Here is an 18,366-nt window from a genome sequence, read left to right as displayed (position 1 = left end):
CTGAGGACTCGTTAAACTAACAGCCATACTGCAACCCCGATTCAAGGAGAACGCGTTGGATTTCATTTCCCGTCACATCGGGCCCGACCAAGCGGAAGAGCGGGAGATGCTCGCCGCCTTGGGTTACGACAGCGTCGAAGCACTCGTTGACACGGCCATGCCGCCAGGCATCAAGGCGAAGAAGGAGATCACCCTCCCGCCGGCGATGAGCGAGCAGCAGGCCCAAACCCGCCTACGCGAACTGGCCGACAAGAACGTCGTTCTCAAGGCCTTTTACGGCCAGGGGTTCTCCTCCACATTGACCCCGCCCGTCATCCGTCGCGGCGTCGTGGAGGATGCCGGCTGGTACACCGCCTACACCCCCTACCAGCCCGAGATTTCGCAGGGCCGCCTAGAGGCCCTGCTGAACTTCCAGACCATGGTGCAAGACCTCACCGGCCTGCCCGTGTCCAACGCCTCGCTGCTCGACGAAGCCTCCGCCGCCGGCGAGGCCATCGGCCTGATGTCGCGCGCTGTGAAAAAGGGCCGCCGAGTGCTTCTCGACGCCCGGCTGCACCCGCAGGTCATCGCAGTCGCCTCCGAGCGCGCCCGCGCGATCGACCTTGAGGTCGAGGTGGCGGACCTTTCGCAGGGCGTCGTCGGCGAGGATCTCGTCGGTGTCGTGCTCGCCTACCCCGGCACCGAGGGCGACATCCTCGATCCGCGCCCGATCATCGAGGCCATCCACGAGCGCGGTGGCCTTGCCGCCGTCGATGCCGATGTTCTCGCGCTGACGCTTCTCGAGTCCCCGGGCGAGCTCGGCGCGGACATCGCCATCGGCACCACCCAGCGCTTCGGCGTGCCGCTGTTCTACGGTGGCCCGCACGCCGCCTACATGGCGGTCACCGACAAGCTCAAGCGCCAGATGCCGGGCCGTCTCGTGGGCGTATCGGTCGACGCCGAGGGCTACCCTGCATACCGCTTGGCGTTGCAGACCCGCGAGCAGCACATCCGCCGCGAGCGCGCGACGTCGAACATCTGCACCGCCCAGGCTCTGCTCGCCGTGACCGCTTCAATGTATGCCGTTTACCACGGGCCGCAGGGGTTGACCGAGATCGCGCAAACCATCCACGAACGGGCTGCGAGCTTTGCCGCGTCGATTAGCGAGGGCACCGTGCGCCACGCGCACTTCTTCGACACCGTCGCCGTGGATGTTCCCGGCCGGGCCGCCGAGATCAAGCAAACGTTGGCCGACAACGGCTACCTCGTGCGCACCATCGGCGCCGACACCGTTGTTGTCAGCTTCGGCGAGGACACCGAGGTCGACGACCTGCGCGTGCTCGTCGAGGCGTTCGGCGGCACCGTCACCGCCGGTGAAAACACGTTGCCGGAGGAGCTCGCACGCACCACTGACTTCCTGACGCACGAGACGTTCAACGCCATCCACTCCGAGACCCAGATGATGCGCTACATCCGCACCCTGGGCGATAAAGATCTTGCGCTGGATCGCACCATGATCCCGCTGGGCTCGTGCACGATGAAGCTCAATCCCACCGCGGGCCTGGAGTCCATCACTTGGCCGGGTTTCGCCAACGTGCACCCGTTCACCCCCGACGAGTACACCGAGGGCTGGCGCGAGCTGATCACCGAGCTGTCCGACTGGCTCGTTGAACTCACCGGCTACGCGGCCGTGAGTGTCCAGCCGAACTCCGGTGCCACGGGCGAACTGGCCGGCCTGCTGGCGATCCGCCGCTACCACGTCGCCAACGGCGATACCGAACGCGACATCTGCCTCATCCCGGCCTCCGCGCACGGCACGAACGCCGCCTCCGCGACGCTGGCCAACCTGCGCGTCGCCGTCATTAAGACTGCCGCCGACGGCTCCATCGACCTCGAGGATCTCGACGCCAAGCTGGAGCAGCACGCCGGACGCGTCGCGGCGATCATGCTGACCTACCCCTCCACGCACGGCGTGTACGAAGACACGGTCCAGACCGTCGCCGACAAGGTCCACGCGGCCGGCGGGCAGGTCTACATCGACGGCGCCAACATGAACGCCCTGACCGGCATCGGCCGCCCGGGGGACTTCGGGGGCGATGTCAGCCACCTGAACCTGCACAAGACGTTCACCATCCCGCACGGTGGCGGCGGCCCGGGCGTCGGCCCGATCGGCGTGGCGGAGCACCTCGTGCCCTTCCTGCCGGCCGACCCCCAGGTCTCCCGCGAGCACGCAGCCACCGACGTGCCGGAAGGCGCGGGAGTGCCGATCTCGTCGACCACCTACGGCTCGGCCGGCGTTTTGCCGATCTCGTGGGCGTACATCGCCATGTCGGGCGCAGAGGGGTTGAAGAAGGCCACCCAGAACGCTGTTCTGGCCGCCAACTACCTCGTCCACGAACTCAAGGACTCCTACCCGATCCTCTACACCGGCGACTCCGGACTGGTCGGCCACGAGTGCATCCTCGACCTCAACGGCATCGCCACCGAATCCGGTGTCACCGCCACCGACGTTGCGAAGCGTCTGGTCGACTACGGTTTCCACGCCCCGACCCTGGCCTTCCCCGTGGCGGGAACGCTCATGGTGGAGCCCACCGAGTCCGAGGACCTCGCCGAGTTGAAGCGCTTCATCGAAGCGATGCGCAGCATCCGTGCGGAGATCCAGGAGATTGCCGACGGCGCCATCGAGTACGAAAAGTCGGTCGTGCACAACTCCCCGTACACCGCCTACAGCGTCACCCGCAGCGAGTGGCCGTACGAGTTCTCACGCGAGCAGGCGGCCTACCCCGTGCCGAGCCTGATCCACAACAAGTACTTCCCGCCGGTGCGCCGCATCGACGAGGCGTACGGCGACCGCAACTTGCAGTGCGCCTGCCCGCCGCCCGAGGCCTTCGACATCGAGCCCGATGCCGTCGAAGAGGTCGACGTGGTTGTCACCGAAGAAAACTCCAAGTAGGAAAGGCTTTTACCATGCCAGAATCACCATTGAAAAGCACGCACGAGGCCCTCGGCGCCTCGTTCACGGACTTCGGCGGCTGGACCATGCCGCTCAAGTACGGCAGCGAGCTCGAGGAACACCGCGCGGTGCGCTCCGACGTCGGCATCTTCGACCTTTCCCACATGGGTGAGATCGACGTCATCGGCCCGGACGCCGGCGCGTTTTTGGACTATGCGCTGATTTCTTCGCTGTCCACCCTGAAGGTGGGCAAGGCAAAGTACTCCATGATCGTCGCCGAGGACGGCGGCATCGTGGACGACCTGATCAGCTACAAACTTGCTGAAGACCGCTACCTCGTGGTGCCCAACGCGGCCAACACGGACGCCGTCTGGCTGGCGTTTCAGTCCCGCGCCGGCGACTTCGATGTTGAGCTGACCAACCGCAGCGAGGAGATCGCCCTGATTGCTGTTCAGGGCCCGCGCTCGCTGGAGGTGCTCGAGCCGCTTATCGACGGCTCCCCCGGCGACCTGTCCTACTACTCCGCCGGCGAGATGAAGCTCGGCGAGGGCGCGGACGCCATCGACATCATCGTCGCCCGCACTGGCTACACGGGCGAGGACGGTTTCGAGATCTACTCCACCTTCGAAAACGCACCCGCCGTGTGGGAGGCCGTGATTAGCCATGGCACTGCCTGCGGGCTCGCCGCCCGCGACTCGCTGCGCTTGGAGGCCTCCATGCCCCTGTACGGCCACGAGCTGACCGCGGACATCACCCCGGTGGAAGCTGGCATGGGTCGCGCTTTCGCCAAGAAGGAGGCCGACTTCGTGGGCAAGCAGGCCCTGACGGGCCGCGAGCCCTCCGTGGTGATTGCGGGATTGACTTCGCAGGATCGCCGCGCCGCGCGCGAGGGTGCTGAGGTATTCATCGGCGACGACAAGATCGGCGTTGTCACGTCCGGCCAGCCGTCACCGACGCTGGGCTACCCGGTCGCTCTCGCGCACCTCGACCCGGAGCGCGCAGAAATCGGCACCGACGTCGAAATTGACATCCGCGGGCGCCGTTACCCGTTTACTATCGTTGACACACCGTTCTACTCCCGAAAGGACTCCTAACCTCATGGCTCACTCCCTGCCCCAAGAGTTTTCCTACTCCGAAGACCACGAGTGGATCAACGCCCCGCAGGACGTTGCCGAGGGCACCGTCGTGCGCGTCGGAATCACCTCGGTGGCCACCGACCGCCTCGGCGAGATCGTCTTCGCTGACCTGCCCCAGGTGGGCGACGAGGTCACCGCGGGCGAGACCTGCGGCGAGGTCGAGTCCACCAAGTCGGTCTCCGACCTCTACTCCCCCGTCAGCGGCACCGTCGCCGCCGTCAACGAGGAGATCGACGGCAATTTCGAGATCATCAACAAGGACCCGTTCGGCGAGGGTTGGCTCTTCGAGGTCACCATCTCGGCGGCAGGCCCGCTGATGACCGCGGATGAGTACGCCTCCTCCAACGGCGTCTAAAACGCGGTTAGAGTGTGGAGCATGAGTGCTCCGCGCGAACCTTTCTTCCCCGCCCACCAGCCCATCCGATCTTCGGGTGGGCTCTTGGACGTGCGCCACCTCGGCCTAGTCGATTACACCGACGCCTGGGAACTCCAGGCCGATCTTGCGGCCCAGCGCGCCGCAGGCGACATCGGCGACACCGTCTTGGTCCTCGAACACCCTTACACCTACACCGCGGGCAAGCGCACGCAGCCTGCGGACATGCCCGACGATGACGCCCCTGTCGTCCAGGTCGACCGCGGCGGGCGCATCACGTGGCACGGTGAGGGCCAGCTTGTGGTCTACCCCATCGTCAAGCTCGCCGACCCGGTCGACGTCGTCGACTACGTGCGCCGGCTCGAAGAGGCCATCATCCACGCCGTGCGCGAAGCGGGAGTGACCACCGCTGGGCGTATCGACGGCCGCTCCGGCGTCTGGGTCCCCTACAGCACCCGCGCTGCCAACCCGGAAGCGCCGACGCGCGACCGCAAGATCGCCGCTCTCGGCATCCGCGTCACCCGCGGGGTGACCATGCACGGGCTGTCTCTCAACTGCAACAACACTCTCGACGCCTACCGCCACATCGTCGCCTGCGGCATCAACGACGCCGACGTGACCACCCTGAGCCTCGAACTCGGCCGCGATGTCACCACCGACGAGTTGAGCACCCCGCTTCTCGACGCCCTCGACCGCGCCCTGTCCGGCGAGCTCGCGGTGGAAGATCACACGTTCGCTTCCGCCCCCGACCCGTCGAAGGGATTAACCCGCATTCTCTAGTGGCTTGACATACGGGATACCCTTAAGGGGTGACTGTTGCACCTGAAGGCCGTAAGCTGCTGCGCGTCGAGAAGCGAAACGCGCAGACCCCAATCGAGGCGAAGCCGCGGTGGATCCGCAACGCCGTGAAAACTGGCCCTGAGTACGAGGACATGAAGAAGAAGGTGGCGGGAGCGTCCCTTCACACGGTGTGCCAAGAGGCGGGTTGCCCCAACATCCACGAATGTTGGGAATCGCGCGAGGCAACCTTCCTCATCGGTGGCGCGAACTGCTCGCGCCGCTGCGACTTCTGCCAGATCAACTCCGCGAAGCCGGACCCGCTTGACCGCGGTGAGCCACTGCGCGTCGCGGAGTCGGTCCGCGAAATGAACCTCAACTACTCCACCATCACGGGCGTGACCCGCGACGATCTCGAGGACGAGGGCGCCTGGCTCTACGCCGAGGTCGTGCGCAAGATCCACGAGCTCAACCCGCACACCGGCGTGGAGAACCTCACCCCCGACTTCTCGGGCAAACCCGACCTGCTGCAGGAGGTCTTCGAGGCCCGTCCTGAGGTATTCGCGCACAACATCGAGACCGTGCCGCGCATCTTCCGCCGCATCCGCCCCGCGTTCCGCTACGACCGCTCCCTCGACGTGATACGCCAGGCACGCGACTTCGGGCTCATCACCAAGTCCAACCTGATCCTGGGTATTGGAGAGACCCGAGAGGAGGTCATGGAGTCGCTCCACGACCTTGTCGACGCCGGCACCGACATCATCACGATCACCCAGTACCTACGCCCGGGCCCGCAATTCCACCCTATTGAGCGCTGGGTGAAGCCGGAGGAGTTCATCGAGTACCGCGACGCGGCCTACGAGATGGGCTTCGGGGCCGTCATGTCTGGTCCCCTGGTGCGTTCGTCGTACCGAGCGGGCAAGCTCTACGTCGAGGCGATGAAGCACCGCGAGCGCGAGCTGCCGGTGAACCTGCGCCACTTGGCGGAAACCTCGCAGGGCGATACCGCCCAGGAGGCGTCGACGCTGTTGAGCAAGTACGGCCCGTCGAAGGACACCCCCGTGGTGACCCGCTAGAACCCAGTAGACGCAACGAAAGCGCCGCGGTCCTAACCCCCATCTAGGGGAAGGGCCGCGGCGCTTTAGCGTGCGCGCTGGGGCGCTAGCTGAGGTCGGTGCCGCCGTTGGACATCATCGGGCGGTCGAGGACGACCTGGGGGATCTTGAAGGCATCCACAAGTACCTCGGACCACGGGCCAAGGGAGTCCACCAGGTCGTTGACCGCGGCCTTCGCGGCCTTGACGCGGCCGCTCGGCAGGACGCCGTGCTCCTGGTACCAGTCGGCGTGCTCCACGATGGTGTCCAAGACGTAGAGGTCGCGCAGCTGCTCGAAGACCGGGCGCGCCGGCGAGTTCTCCGGGAGCTTCTCCTCCGCCTCGATCATGGCCTGAACCATCATGCGGTCGCCGTACGCGACGGCCGCGGCCAGCAGGTGATCCTGGGCGCGGTCGATGACCTTGGCGGCGTCCTCCCGGTCCATCTTGCGCGCAACCTGGACGCGGCGGACCAGGGAGTTGAGCACGTGCTCCTCGCGGGCCTGGACGATGCGCAGCTGGGTGTCGGCGTCGAACAGCGAGCCGGTGCCGGTCACGCGGTCGGAGATGGACTGGACGCCGGCGGCGATGCCGGAGCGGCGGGTGAGGATGTCGCCGACGTTGGAGGCGACAAACTTCGCCATGCCGAACGGAGACATCTCGGAGACTTCCCGGCCGTAGGCGGTGAGCAGGTTCTTGCCCACGAGCTGGCGCAAAATGGTGTCGTCGCCCTCGAAGGTGGTGAAGATGTCCACGTCGGCACGGAAGGTGGTCAACAGGTTCTCGGACATGTAGCCGGCGCCGCCGCAGGCCTCGCGGCACTCTTGCAGGGTGGCGTTGGCGTAGGTCGCGGCGGTCGACTTGAAGATGGCGGCCAGCGTCTCCATCTCACGCCCGGCGCGTTCCTGCTCATCGGTCGGTTGAGCCGGGTTCCACTCGCCTGCCATGATGGCGTCCTGCTGCGCCTGGTAGCGGTCCAGCAGCGCGTTCTGGAATATGGCCAGGGCGTAGGACTTCGCCAGCGGGATGAGCAGGCGACGGCGGTGCTGGCGGTAGTCGATGAGACGGGCTTCCTTGCCCGGGGTGCCGGCCTCGAACTGACGGCGGATGTTCGCGTACTTCACGGCCAAGGCGAGGCCGGTGCGGGACGCGCCGAGGGCGGATGCGCCGACTCCGAGGCGGCCGCGCACGAGGGTGGCGAGCATGGTGAAGAAGCGGCGGTTCTTCGACTCGATCGGGGAGGAATACGTGCCGTCCTCCGCCACGTCACCGAAGCGGTTGAGCAGGTTCTCACGCGGCACGCGGACGTTGTCGAACACGATCATGCCGTTGTCCACGCCGAGCAGGCCGCCCTTGTGGCCGTGGTCGGAGGTGGTCACGCCCGGGGCGTCGGAGCCGTCTTCCTCGCGGATGCGGACAATGATGCAGTGCACGCCGTGGGACTCCTCGGAGTCCGGGGTGTAGAGCTGGGCGAAAACAGCTGCCCAGCGGCCGTCGCGCGCAGCGTTGCCGATGTAGGCCTTCTTCGACCCCGGCGTCGGGGAGTTGACAATGAACTCCTTCGTCTCTGGGTCGTAGGTGGCGGTGGTTTCGAGCTGCTGCACGTTGGAGCCGTGGCCGATCTCGGTCATGGCGAAGCAGCCGAGCTTGGTCAGGTCCATCGCTCCCTGCGCGAACTCGACGTGGCGCTCGGTGCCCAGCGCGTCGACGGCGCCGCCCCATAGGCCGAACTGCACGCCGGACTTAATCGCGGCGGAGTTATTGATCTGGGCGATGAGCTCGAGCGACGACACTCCCGCGGCGACCTGGCCCTCGCCGCCGTTGAGCGGGGAGAACGACGGCTGGATCTTGCCGCTGGAGGCGATCTTCTGCACATTCTCGAGGTTGTCGGCGCGGATCTCGTCGAGGGTGCCGTCGATCTTCGGGAGCAGGGAGGCGTCGTTAAGCAGAGGGCGCAGGCTTTCCTTGCGGTCCTTGTAATTGCCGTCAAGGACGTCAGCGAGGTCCTGGACCGCGTTGGAGTCCGGGGTCGCCGGCAGGCGTTCCGGCTGGTTCTTCTCCGGGCGGCCACTGGCCTTCGTGGTGTCAGTGGCGAGGTGCTTGGCGTCTTTGACGTCTTCCTTCGGAGGGTTGGGGAGAGACATGGAAGGAACCTTTCGGGTCAGTGCTGGCGATTAACGCTCGATGATGGCAACGACGCCCTGGCCTCCCGCGGCGCAGACGGAAACAAGCGTGCGGCCGCCGCCATTCTCAACGAGGGTCTTGGCTGCGGAAGCGAGGATGCGGGCACCGGTCGCCGCGAACGGGTGGCCAGCTGCCAGCGAGGAGCCCTTAACGTTGAGCTTGGCGCGGTCGATCGAGCCCAGCGGGGCGTCAAGGCCGAGTCGCTCGCGGCAGTAGGTCTCGTCTTCCCAAGCCTTGAGGGTGGCCAGAACCTGCGAGGCGAACGCCTCGTGGATCTCGTAGAAGTCGAAGTCCTGCAGGCTCAGGCCGTTGCGCTCGAGCATGCGCGGCACAGCGTAGGTCGGCGCCATGAGCAGGCCGTCCTTGCCGTGGACAAAGTCGACAGCGGCGACCTCGGAGTCAACGATGAATGCCTGCGCCTCTAGGCCGTGGGCCTGGCCCCACTCTTCGGTGCCGAGCAGCACGGCAGCGGCGCCGTCGGTCAGGGGGGTCGAGTTACCGGCGGTCATGGTTGCGGTGCCGCCGTACTGGATTGCGTCCTGCTTGCCGAAGACGGGCTTGAGCTTGGACAGCTTCTCCACGCTCGAGTCCGGGCGCAGGTTGGTGTCGCGCTGCACGCCGAGGAACGGGGTGACCAGGTCGTTGAAGAAGCCGGCATCGTAAGCCTTGGCCAGGTTCTGGTGGGAGGCTGCAGCGAGCTCGTCCTGAGCTTCGCGCGAGATCTCCATCTCGCGAGCGGTGATGGCGGCGTGCTCACCCATCGACAGGCCGGTGCGGGGCTCGCCGTTTTGCGGCTGTTCCGGCGCCAGCTGGCTCGGGCGGATGGAGCCGAATAGCTTCAGCTGGTCAGCCGGCTTCTTTGCGTTGGAAGCCTTGATCAGGGTCTTGCGCAGGGTGTCGTTGACTGCCAGGGGTGCGTCCGAGGTGGTGTCGGTGCCACAGCCGATGCCGGAGTCGATGCGGCCCATGGCGATGGCGTCGGCGACCTGAATCGCGGACGTCAGCGAGGTGCCGCAAGCGTGCTGGACGTCGACAGCCGGGGTGGTCGGCGCGAGAGAGGAGCCGAGCACGGACTCGCGGACGAGATTAAAATCGCGGGCGTGCTTGAGGACGGCACCGCCGGAGACGAGTCCGAGGCGCTCATCCTGCAGGCCGTAGCGGGCGACGAGACCGTCGATCGCGGCGGTGAGCATGTCCTGGTTGGACGCGTTTGCGTATTCCTTGTTGGAACGTGCAAAGGGGATACGGTTGCCGCCGAGGATGGCGACCTTGCGAGGCTGATTCACTGTACTTTTCCTGCTTTCAACTGGTGGAAGTTCGGAGTTGAAGTTATTTCTCGTTATACTATACAACACAAAAGAGTAGTGATGTAAGGTAAATCACGAACACAAACGGCACGACCCCCCAATTAACAAGGAGCACACCGTGGCCAAGAAGGGCTTTCTCGAACAACTCATTAACTCTCCGCTAGCGGCAAAGGTTGGCGTCCCGCAAGGCTACCCGCTGCGCCGCTACAAGGCAGGCGAGCCTCTGCTGCACGCCCCCGTTGTCATCGGCGGACAGGGCCGACTTGTCGAGGCTCTCACCTCCACCCTCGAGGGCCCCTATAAGCTCCTCAAGGCTGAGGCCGACACCCCGCGTGCCGGCATCGTCTTCGACGCGACGGAGATTGCCCGCCCCGAAGACCTCAAGCAGCTGTACGACTTCTTCAACCCGCAGATGCGCAAGATCGCGGACAACGCCCGCATCGTTGTCATCGGCACCACCCCGGAGCTGATCGAGGATACCGACGCCCGCATCGCCGCCCGCGCCCTGGAGGGCTTCTCGCGCTCCGTGGCCAAGGAACTGCGCAAGGGCGCCACCGCCCAGCTCGTCTACGTCGATCCCGCCATCGACTCCAACAACTTCACCCAGGTTGAGTCCACCCTGCGCTTCCTGCTCTCCGGCAAGTCGGCATACGTCGATGGCCAGGTCATCCGCATTACCGACGTCTCTGCCGCTGCCCCCGCCGACTGGGAGCAGCCGCTGGCGGGTCGCCTCGCCGTGGTTACCGGTGCCGCCCGCGGTATCGGTGCGGTCATCGCTGAGACCCTTTCGCGCGACGGCGCCAAGGTCATCTGCGTCGACATCCCGCAGGCAGGCGAGGGCCTGACCCAGACCGCGAACAAGGTCAAGGGCACCGCGCTTCCGCTCGACGTGACCGACCCTGCGGCCGCCGACAAGCTCGCAGCGCACGCTGACGAGCGCTACGGCCGCAAGATCGACATCTTGGTCCACAACGCTGGTGTCACCCGCGACAAGCTGCTCGTCAACATGGACGACAGCCGCTGGAACATGGTCCAGAACATCAACCTGGTCGCCCCCGTGCGCATCACCGAGAAGCTGCTCGAGGCCAACGCTCTCGGCGACTCCCCGGCTGTCATCGGTGTTTCCTCCATCGCCGGTATCGCGGGCAACCGCGGCCAGACCAACTACGGCACCACCAAGGCCGGCGTGATCGGCTTCGTCGACGCGCTGCACGACCGTCTCGCAGATCTGGGCGGCAACATCAACGCCGTGGCCCCTGGCTTCATCGAGACAGACATGACCGCCGCTATGCCGACCGGCCCCCGCGAGGTTGGGCGCCGCATGAACTCCCTGCAGCAGGGTGGCCAGACGATCGACGTTGCCGAGACCGTCGCGTACTTCGCCGCCGCCGCCTCGAAGGCCGTCAACGGCAACATCGTCCGCGTCTGCGGTCAGAGCATGCTGGGGGCGTAAATTTCATGACCACCCGCATTTCTTCTTCCCGGCCGGACAAGGCGCCGGAGGCCTCCTACAAGGTACTCAAGGCCGTCCCGGACTTGGACAAGGTGATGAACGACATCAAGCGCGGCATGCTGCCGGTCGTGGGCACCAAGCACTCCGCCGATGCAGATCCGACCTCGCGGACCGAGGTCCGCGGCGTGAAGGTCGACGTTGCCAAGCTCGCGGCCTACACCCAGGCCACCGGCCTGCGCCTGTCCAACGAGCTGCCGCCGACCTACTTCTTCGTCGTCGTTTTCCCGCTGACGATGGATCTCATGGCGCGCGAGGACTTCCCCTTCGCCGCCACCGGCGCGGTTCACATCGCCAACGAGATCACCCAGAAGCGCGCTTTGCGTGTCGACGAGTCCTACACCGTGCGCGCCCACGGGGAGAAGCTGCGCCCGCACCGCAAGGGCCTGCTCATCGACATGGTCACCCAGGTCTTCCTCGACGGTGAGACCGATGGGGAGCCGCTGTGGACCCAGGTGTCGACCTTCCTCGCCCAGGGCCAGAAGTTTGCCAAGGACGCCCCGGTCTCGGTAACCACCCGCGGCGCGGACAACGGCCGCCGCCTGGACTCCCCAGAGTTGCCCGAGTACGCCGCCAACGGCCACATCAAGGTCACCGGCGAGACGGTGAGCAACTATGTGGAGGCCTCGGGCGACAAGAACCCGATTCACACCTCCAACATCGGTGCGAAGCTGTTCGGCTTCCCGGGCATTATCGCCCACGGCATGTACTCCGCGGCCGCTGCGCTGCGCTTCCTTGAGGGCAAGCTCGGCGGTGCGCTGCGCTACCGCGTGGAGTTCTACAAGCCCGTGGTCATCCCGACCCGCGTTGCGGAGTGGGTTGTGCCGGAGGGTGACAACAGCGTCAACATCCAGCTGCGCAGCACCTCCAAGCCGGAGAAGCTGCACCTCAACGCGCGGGTTGATTACCTGTAGCGTTTTTGAAAGGTTGAGCGTCGATAAGCGCCTCGCTGCCCTGCACGGGACAGTGGGGCGCTTTCCGCTTCCCAATCCCGTGGAATAGAGTAGGAGTCATGGCAGATCCCAAGGACAAGGCAGCGCGTAAGGCTGCGAAGAGGCAAGAACGCGCCGCGAAACGCGCTCAGCGCAAGAACACCCGCGGTCAGATCTGGCAGGCGTTCAACATGCAGCGAGAGCGCGACAACAAGCTCATCCCGCTGATGATCTTGTGCGTGCTCGGCGTGGGCCTGCTGTTCTTCCTCATCGGCCTTCTGTTCAACGCCGAGTGGTTCATGCTGATCCCGGGCCTGCTGCTCGGCGCGGTGCTGGCGATGTTCGTGTTCTCGCGCCGCCTGGAGGCCTCGATGTACGCCGAGGTCGCCGACACCCCGGGCGCTGCTGCGTGGTCGCTGGAGAACATGCGCAACACCATGGGCATTGTATGGGTGACCAAGACCGCGGTGGCCGCGAACCCGCAGCTGGACACGGTCCACCGTGTCGTGGGCAACCCGGGCGTGGTGCTTGTCGGTGAGGGCAACGTCAACCGCCTCAAGCCACTGATGGCCAAGGAGCGCAAGCGCGTCGACCGCCTTTTGGCCGGGGTGCCCATCCACGAGGTCTTCGTCGGCGACGGCGAAGGCCAGACCAGCATCCGCGACCTCCAGAAGACGCTGCTGAAGCTGCCGAAGAACTACAAAAAGGACGAGGTCTACGCCTTGTCCACCAAGCTTGACGCGATGGATGCGCGCTCGCGGCCGGGCCAGCCGGCTGGCCTGCCCGGCGGCCCGCTGCCGAAGGGCGCGCAGTCGATGTCGGGGATGAACCGCAAGATGCGCCGCATGCAGCAGCGCCAGGGCAAGTAGCGCACCAAGCCTGCTTCTCGACGCCCTCAGCTACGAATCACAGTGGTTCCCGTAGCACGGTCGTGCATGCCGCGGCCGTTGGCATCAACCATGGCGGCGGGCAGGATGAACCCGGTCAGAAGCGTGCGTACGGCGGCGCGCCAGAGTCCGACGCGTTGGTGTGGGGCGTCGACACGCGCCACGCCCATGCCCAGCGCCATCATGCCCGGGGTGCGCGCCAGCAGCCAGCCGCAGAGGATTCCCAGCGCGAGCCACAGCAGGTAGGTCAGGGTTGCCGTGTCGCCGAGCGCGTCGGTGTTGACGCGCACGAACGCGGCCGTAACCCAGCAGATGCCCCAGTCGATGGCGACTGCCCCGGCGCGGCGGGCGACGGAGGCTTGCGCACCTGGACCGGACTCCGGGAGGCCGAGGTTTTGCCCGGCGTAGGTTCCAAACTCGTCGATCTCGGGGTCTCGCCCCAGGGATTTAGCCATGTCCCTAGCGTACTTGGGCCCGCGTTGGCCCTGACAATCGCTGGGGACACCCACGGCGCACTGTCTCGAGGATGGGTTTGTTCGCAGCCGGCTCCCCTTCCCAAGGGTGAGACAGGTCGTCGCCGTGAGGTGCTACCCCTTCGATTCCGTGCGCTGCGACCTTTTTCGGTGCGCGGTCCAGCACACGAAGGCGAGGCACCCGGGCCCTTGCTGCGTTCTAGGCGGCGGTGAGCTCGTCTGCGATGGAGTTAACCAACTCTCCGCCCGGCTCCCCCGGGGTGAACGTCGACTCCGGGAAGTGGTCCTTGAAGGAGAAACCTGCCTGCGTGGAAACGAGCTTCATCCCCACGCGGTTGAAAATGTCGGCCCAGTGCTTGCGCGAGGTGGACGCGCCGTCGGAGCCGTAGCCGACGAGGGCGACTGGTTTGCCCGTCCACTCGGCGTAGAGAAGGTCGAAGGCGTCCTTCATCGGGCCGGGAACGGAGGCGTAGTACTCGGCGGTGACGAAGATGAATGCGTCGAAGCCACCGATCAGTTTGGCCCAGGCACGGGTCTTCTCATCGGCGTAGGCACCGTCTTTGACCCCTTTCGGCGGAGCGGCGGTGTTCGGGTTGAGGTCCTGCTCCAACAGGTCGATCAAGTGGTAGGTGTGGGCGTCGGCACGCGCGTGAAGCTGCTGCATCACCCACGTTGCTACGTCGATTACCGTGCGACCTTCGCGAATGGACCCGAGAAAGATTCCGATGTTCACTGCTTCTCCCGTTCTTTTGATGACGTATCACTGATATTGTAGCCCGGCGGCAGGCATACATCTAGCGCGTCAGAGCAAGCGCGTACACAATGTCCAGCAGCGGTGTCTCGACGCCGCCGCGCCGCGCCATCCGCCTCAGCGCCCCCACCTGCGCGTCCAGCTCATTGGGCAAGCCCGCCGCAATATCGCGGTGCATGGAGCTCGTCGCCTGCTCGTACTGCGCGTCGCAAAACGCGAGGTTCGTCTCCACGGCGTCGTCGCTCAAGTCCACCCCTAGCGCGCGGCCCGCGGCGAAGACTTCCTCCATCAGGCCCCTAAGCTGTGGCCGCAGCTCGGTACGCAGGTAGCCGAGCGGCCGTTGCGCCACCGCCCCGAGCACGCCCGTGGTGGCGACGAACATCGCCTTCATCCACACATCGGTCAACACGACCCCGTCAGCGCCGTGGTACTTCGAACCGATCCCGGCGTTCTTCAGGGCGTCGACAAGCAAAGGCGCAACTTCAGGCGTCTCGGTGACCCCGGGAAGCAACCCGAAGCTAAGCGACAGTGGCCCGGGGTTGAGCGTGATCTGCGCTGGCGCGGTGCGGGTCATGTAGCCGCGCACGACCCCGGCGAGCACGCGCTCGGCCCCGAACACCTCCGCGGCGTCAAAGTGCACCTGAACGGAGTTGTACGTTGTCACTACCGGCACGTCGGGCAAAGTGTCCACGTCCGCGAAGGTGGCGTTGCCGGCAAGCGCCTTAGACGCGACGATGACCACATCGACGCCGCCCAGCTTGTCGACGACCTCCTCAGCGCCCTGACCCGCCGCGAAATCCGTCACGGTGGTTGACCCCTCCGGGCTGGTCAACCGCAGCCCGGAGCCGCGCAACGCGTCAAGCGTGTCCCCGCGCGCAATGAACCCAACCTCTTGCCCCGCCTTCGCGAGCAGCCCGCCGAAATACCCGCCGACGCCGCCGGCACCCACAATGAGAATCTTCATGCCCTGCACTCTAGCGCCGCGCGTTTACATCGACGTCGCCCCCGTATCCGGGCACGCGCCCGCGCGAGGTGAACTGCCACATCGCTGCCACCTGCTTGCCCACCGCCTTCGGCCACGCCACATCACCGGGGTAGCCTCCGTCGTCGGCTCCGTACTCCGCCAGCCACAGCTTGCCGAAGGGCCGCGTGTCGGCACCGAGCATGCGCCAGCGCCACCAGCGGCGCGACGTGTAGATGCCGGCAACGGGCACGCCCGCGGAGGTGAAGAGGGCGTGCGCTCGGGTGACGTCGTCAAGTGAAAGCCCCGCCAGGGTCTCGCAGTCGAGCCACATGGGCACGCGCAGGCCACCCAGCACGGCAAGGCTCGCCTCGACCTGCTCGCCCACGCTCGTGCCCTCGGAGGGGCTGCGCAGGTAGTGGTAGGTTTCCACCTCGATGCCGGCGCTGAGCGCATCGGCGAGGTGGGATGCGAAAACGTGGTCGCGGTAGGTGCCGTCCGTCGTGCGCAGCACCGCGAATGATGCGCCCGAGGCGGCCAGTGACAACCCGTCTTGGTGCTCGGAGACGTCGATACCGAAACGCATCAGCGCTTCGCCAGCCCCAGCCGGGGCACGAACTGCGCGGGGTGGCGGCGTTGCGAAGCAGCGTCCGCGATCACCAGGCGCCATTTCGGGTCCGTCACCGGCATCGAGGAGATCGGAAACCACCCGACGTCGACGGACTCATCGTCGCCCACCACGGGCTGCGCGGCCGGGTCGTCCGCCTCCAGGCGCAGCTGCACCGACATGTACGAGGCGCGGTCCCCATTGAGGTGGGTGATCGGCCCCACCGACCCCACGCCAAGCAGCGCCACCGACCGCGCGACGACACCGGTCTCCTCGAGCACCTCGCGCTCGGCGGCGTGGTGCGGCTCCTCGCCCGGATCGCAGATCCCCGTCACCGGCGTCCACTCGCCGTTATCGGAGCGCTTCACCAGCAGCACATCGGGCACCGCCCAGGGCGAATCGGTGGTCGAGTCGCGCAACACAATCGCTGCCACCGACGGCAGCCACATCAGATCCGTGCCGATCTTTTCGCGCATGGCAACGATGAACTCGGGAATGGGCATGGTTCAAGTGTAACGCCGCAACCGTGGGTTAGAATTGCCAACCATCATGACCGAGCCCCAGCTTGCCGACGCCCCAGCTAACGAGCCCGTCGACGCCAACACCCGGCTGCTGCGCGCGCTGCCCGCGCCGGTGTTCACCGTCGCTTACGGCGCCGTGCTCATCGGGCTGATCGCCGGCGGCATTGTCCTGGCAGACACGGCGAGCTCTCACGAGGACGCTCCCCCGAGCGTCGGCAAGCCGCTGCGGCCGTTCAACCCAGTGGAAACGAGCGCGGACAACGTCGACGCGTCCGTGCGCACCTACCTGATCGCGGACGCCGCCACCGCGCGAACGTCGACGGGCGTGACACTCACCGGAACGATGACAGACACTGCGGAGGCCGGCCTGGCGGAATTCTCGGGCCACGTCTCGCGCCTTCTCCAGCAAAACTGCGTCGACAACATGACGGTGCGCACGCAGGACAACCTGCGCATCAACCTCTGGGGATACTGCTACAACTCCCCCGGCCCGGCGGCCATTGAGAGCTACGTCACCGACGCCTTGGCCGGCACGACCGACTCCGTGTCCTTCTACTTCCACCCCGGCCGCCCCGCTGAGCACATGGTGGCCATGACCTGGTTCAGCAATTCCACCGCCGCTGCCGATGCGATCGTCGACAGCTGGGATGACCTTGAACCGGTAGCACCCACCGACCAGCTTGTTCTCACCGCTTACGACCCCGAAAAAGTCCGCGTGCAGGAGAAGTACGGTCCACGCGTCGACCGGCCGGACGAGTACTTCGAAGACCCCACCGGAAAGGCATTCCGCGAAAAGTGGGACGCACAGCGGCGCGGTTAGATGCTGCGAATCTCCCACACCGCGTCCGGCACGACAGCGTTGATGACCTGCATCGTCTGCTCCATGTTCGAGTACGACATCAGCCTCGGGTTGTCCATCCCCTCGTAGCACTCCTCCGCTGAACGGCCCGCCTCGGTGCCGGAAACGACGCCGATGATGGTGGCGCGCCCGTTGACGTCCTGGAACACCGGTCCGCCCGAATCTCCCTTGGCCGCGCAAACCGCGGCGATGTCGCCCTTGGTTTCCCGGGTGGAGTCGGAATCGGTCGTGATGATCTGCACGCGGCCCGTCTCCTGGAACTGCCCACAGGTGTAACCGGTGGTGCCTCCCGTTTTGCAGATGTAGCCCGGCGGGGTAGCCAAATCTTGCGCGACCCCGGTCTCGATCGGGTCGCCCACCAGCGACATGTACCGCTGCGGGTCCGTGATCTCGATCACGGCAACGTCAATATCCGGCGCGCCTTCGCTGTAGAGGCCCGAGTAAATGAAGTGACCCACCTCGGTCGCGTAGTCCTGCACCGTGGTCGCGTTTGTCGGCCACACCAGATCCCCCTCGCGACCGCAGTGGCCAGCCGTGACGGCGAAATTCCGGCCCTCGGCGTTGCTGAAGGAAAACGCGACGGTGCACGACTGCGCGGTAAAGGCCTCGCCGGGGCGCGGGTAGTGATCCGTGGATTGGATCAGCGTGCCCGGCGCCCACAGGGCGAAGCTGGGCATGCGAACGACGTTGACCACCTCGCCCGCAGGGACCTCCGCCGGGGCCGGTGGCGGGGCGCCGGCGTTGTCGCCCGGGGTCTGCACGGCCTCGAGCGCCTGGCGCTGTTGGATGGTGGCGGTCGGAAACTGCGACGCGTTGATCCCCGCCCACACGATCATCGCAACCGTGAACAGGGTGATGACCAGGATCGTCGTCCAGGCTCCAATCCCGACGCCCCGCACCGGGGCCGCGTGCCGCGCCGATTGCGGATTAGGACTGCTCACTGAGGCTTTCCTGGGTGTCGTCGTTCTCAGCCTGGTTATTCTTCAGGTCGTTGATGAACTTCTCCGGGTCGAATTCCGCGAAGTACTCCTTGCCCGCGAACTGCTCCTGTGCCATAACTTGC

The 18,366-nt window shown here is 66.0% G+C and carries 18 protein-coding genes; 9 read left to right on the top strand and 9 right to left on the bottom strand.

The window, feature by feature from the left end; all coding sequences use genetic code 11:
• Positions 1-55: 55 nt before the first annotated feature.
• From gcvP to lipA, 5 genes are read left to right on the top strand one after another with little or no spacing between them, the layout of a single operon-like run.
• Positions 56-2,932 (top strand): aminomethyl-transferring glycine dehydrogenase, encoded by a 2,877-nt coding sequence (gene gcvP / locus HMPREF0298_RS04420; protein WP_006839912.1) that lies wholly within the window; start codon positions 56-58, stop codon positions 2,930-2,932.
• A gap of 14 nt (positions 2,933-2,946) precedes the next feature.
• Positions 2,947-4,026, top strand: a complete 1,080-nt coding sequence (gene gcvT, locus HMPREF0298_RS04415) for a glycine cleavage system aminomethyltransferase GcvT (protein ID WP_006839911.1) — start codon at positions 2,947-2,949, stop codon at positions 4,024-4,026.
• Positions 4,027-4,030: 4 nt separating this feature from the next.
• Positions 4,031-4,423 (top strand): glycine cleavage system protein GcvH, encoded by a 393-nt coding sequence (gene gcvH, locus HMPREF0298_RS04410; RefSeq protein ID WP_006839910.1) that lies wholly within the window; start codon positions 4,031-4,033, stop codon positions 4,421-4,423.
• A 21-nt stretch (positions 4,424-4,444) separates the two neighbouring features.
• The gene (gene lipB, locus HMPREF0298_RS04405; RefSeq protein WP_040422493.1) at positions 4,445-5,221 is read left to right on the top strand and encodes a lipoyl(octanoyl) transferase LipB; all 777 of its coding nucleotides are present in this window, start codon (positions 4,445-4,447) and stop codon (positions 5,219-5,221) included.
• Between the two features lie 29 nt (positions 5,222-5,250).
• On the top strand, positions 5,251-6,294 hold the full coding sequence (gene lipA / locus HMPREF0298_RS04400; RefSeq protein WP_006839908.1) for a lipoyl synthase: 1,044 nt from the start codon (positions 5,251-5,253) through the stop codon (positions 6,292-6,294).
• Between the two features lie 85 nt (positions 6,295-6,379).
• Here lipA and HMPREF0298_RS04395 read toward each other — a convergent pair whose 3' ends face one another.
• Together HMPREF0298_RS04395 and HMPREF0298_RS04390 are read right to left on the bottom strand one after the other, a co-directional pair.
• Complete coding sequence (locus tag HMPREF0298_RS04395; protein ID WP_006839907.1) at positions 6,380-8,455, bottom strand: acyl-CoA dehydrogenase family protein; 2,076 nt, start codon at positions 8,453-8,455, stop codon at positions 6,380-6,382.
• Between the two features lie 30 nt (positions 8,456-8,485).
• Positions 8,486-9,838: an acetyl-CoA C-acetyltransferase gene (locus HMPREF0298_RS04390; RefSeq protein ID WP_425358139.1), complete on the bottom strand. Its 1,353-nt coding sequence runs from the start codon at positions 9,836-9,838 to the stop codon at positions 8,486-8,488.
• An 82-nt stretch (positions 9,839-9,920) separates the two neighbouring features.
• Here HMPREF0298_RS04390 and HMPREF0298_RS04385 point away from each other — a divergent pair, with 82 nt between their 5' ends.
• The 3 genes from HMPREF0298_RS04385 (at position 9,921) to HMPREF0298_RS04375 (ending at position 13,113) form a co-directional block, all read left to right on the top strand.
• Positions 9,921-11,255, top strand: coding sequence for a 3-oxoacyl-ACP reductase (locus HMPREF0298_RS04385; protein WP_006839905.1), 1,335 nt, complete (start codon positions 9,921-9,923; stop codon positions 11,253-11,255).
• A 5-nt stretch (positions 11,256-11,260) separates the two neighbouring features.
• On the top strand, positions 11,261-12,226 hold the full coding sequence (locus HMPREF0298_RS04380; RefSeq protein ID WP_006839904.1) for a MaoC/PaaZ C-terminal domain-containing protein: 966 nt from the start codon (positions 11,261-11,263) through the stop codon (positions 12,224-12,226).
• 98 nt (positions 12,227-12,324) lie between these two features.
• Complete coding sequence (locus HMPREF0298_RS04375; protein WP_006839903.1) at positions 12,325-13,113, top strand: DUF4191 domain-containing protein; 789 nt, start codon at positions 12,325-12,327, stop codon at positions 13,111-13,113.
• Positions 13,114-13,139: 26 nt separating this feature from the next.
• Here the strand turns inward: HMPREF0298_RS04375 and HMPREF0298_RS04370 are convergent, their stop codons facing one another.
• From HMPREF0298_RS04370 to HMPREF0298_RS04350, 5 genes are all read right to left on the bottom strand, one after another.
• On the bottom strand, positions 13,140-13,586 hold the full coding sequence (locus HMPREF0298_RS04370) for an RDD family protein (protein ID WP_006839902.1): 447 nt from the start codon (positions 13,584-13,586) through the stop codon (positions 13,140-13,142).
• Between the two features lie 217 nt (positions 13,587-13,803).
• Positions 13,804-14,337 carry an NADPH-dependent FMN reductase gene (locus HMPREF0298_RS04365; protein WP_006839901.1) on the bottom strand — a complete coding sequence of 178 codons (534 nt, stop codon included), beginning with the start codon at positions 14,335-14,337 and terminating at the stop codon, positions 13,804-13,806.
• Between the two features lie 61 nt (positions 14,338-14,398).
• Complete coding sequence (locus HMPREF0298_RS04360) at positions 14,399-15,319, bottom strand: 2-dehydropantoate 2-reductase (protein ID WP_006839900.1); 921 nt, start codon at positions 15,317-15,319, stop codon at positions 14,399-14,401.
• A gap of 10 nt (positions 15,320-15,329) precedes the next feature.
• On the bottom strand, positions 15,330-15,902 hold the full coding sequence (locus HMPREF0298_RS04355) for a glycoside hydrolase family 25 protein (RefSeq protein ID WP_006839899.1): 573 nt from the start codon (positions 15,900-15,902) through the stop codon (positions 15,330-15,332).
• Complete coding sequence (locus tag HMPREF0298_RS04350) at positions 15,902-16,426, bottom strand: NUDIX hydrolase (RefSeq protein ID WP_006839898.1); 525 nt, start codon at positions 16,424-16,426, stop codon at positions 15,902-15,904. The genes HMPREF0298_RS04355 and HMPREF0298_RS04350 overlap by 1 nt, the downstream gene beginning before the upstream one ends.
• Before the next feature lie 46 nt (positions 16,427-16,472).
• Here HMPREF0298_RS04350 and HMPREF0298_RS04345 point away from each other — a divergent pair, with 46 nt between their 5' ends.
• Positions 16,473-17,264, top strand: a complete 792-nt coding sequence (locus tag HMPREF0298_RS04345; RefSeq protein WP_006839897.1) for a hypothetical protein — start codon at positions 16,473-16,475, stop codon at positions 17,262-17,264.
• On the opposite strand, the gene HMPREF0298_RS04340 is transcribed toward HMPREF0298_RS04345, so the two are convergent.
• A complete protein-coding gene (locus HMPREF0298_RS04340) occupies positions 17,261-18,244 on the bottom strand; it encodes a trypsin-like serine protease (protein ID WP_245527443.1) in 984 nt (327 codons plus the stop codon). The two genes, HMPREF0298_RS04345 and HMPREF0298_RS04340, sit on opposite strands and share 4 nt — an antisense overlap.
• Positions 18,231-18,359 (bottom strand): hypothetical protein, encoded by a 129-nt coding sequence (locus HMPREF0298_RS12875; RefSeq protein WP_006839895.1) that lies wholly within the window; start codon positions 18,357-18,359, stop codon positions 18,231-18,233. Before HMPREF0298_RS12875 ends, HMPREF0298_RS04340 begins: the two co-directional genes overlap by 14 nt.
• Between the last annotated feature and the right edge of the window lie 7 nt (positions 18,360-18,366).

Source organism: Corynebacterium lipophiloflavum DSM 44291, from assembly GCF_000159635.1.
GTDB lineage: Bacteria > Actinomycetota > Actinomycetes > Mycobacteriales > Mycobacteriaceae > Corynebacterium > Corynebacterium lipophiloflavum.
The sequence above is the reverse complement of the archived record's forward strand: the minus strand, read 5'-3'. Positions and strand labels throughout refer to the sequence as shown.

Coding starts and splice junctions, on each gene's coding strand:
- HMPREF0298_RS04350 (WP_006839898.1), bottom strand. CDS start 16,426: ATGCCCATTCCCGAGTTCATCGTTGCCATGCGCGAAAAGATCGGCACG.
- HMPREF0298_RS04355 (WP_006839899.1), bottom strand. CDS start 15,902: ATGCGTTTCGGTATCGACGTCTCCGAGCACCAAGACGGGTTGTCACTG.
- gcvT (WP_006839911.1), top strand. CDS start 2,947: ATGCCAGAATCACCATTGAAAAGCACGCACGAGGCCCTCGGCGCCTCG.
- HMPREF0298_RS04370 (WP_006839902.1), bottom strand. CDS start 13,586: ATGGCTAAATCCCTGGGGCGAGACCCCGAGATCGACGAGTTTGGAACC.
- HMPREF0298_RS04360 (WP_006839900.1), bottom strand. CDS start 15,319: ATGAAGATTCTCATTGTGGGTGCCGGCGGCGTCGGCGGGTATTTCGGC.
- lipB (WP_040422493.1), top strand. CDS start 4,445: ATGAGTGCTCCGCGCGAACCTTTCTTCCCCGCCCACCAGCCCATCCGA.
- HMPREF0298_RS04395 (WP_006839907.1), bottom strand. CDS start 8,455: ATGTCTCTCCCCAACCCTCCGAAGGAAGACGTCAAAGACGCCAAGCAC.
- HMPREF0298_RS04345 (WP_006839897.1), top strand. CDS start 16,473: ATGACCGAGCCCCAGCTTGCCGACGCCCCAGCTAACGAGCCCGTCGAC.
- HMPREF0298_RS12875 (WP_006839895.1), bottom strand. CDS start 18,359: ATGGCACAGGAGCAGTTCGCGGGCAAGGAGTACTTCGCGGAATTCGAC.
- gcvH (WP_006839910.1), top strand. CDS start 4,031: ATGGCTCACTCCCTGCCCCAAGAGTTTTCCTACTCCGAAGACCACGAG.
- HMPREF0298_RS04380 (WP_006839904.1), top strand. CDS start 11,261: ATGACCACCCGCATTTCTTCTTCCCGGCCGGACAAGGCGCCGGAGGCC.
- HMPREF0298_RS04375 (WP_006839903.1), top strand. CDS start 12,325: ATGGCAGATCCCAAGGACAAGGCAGCGCGTAAGGCTGCGAAGAGGCAA.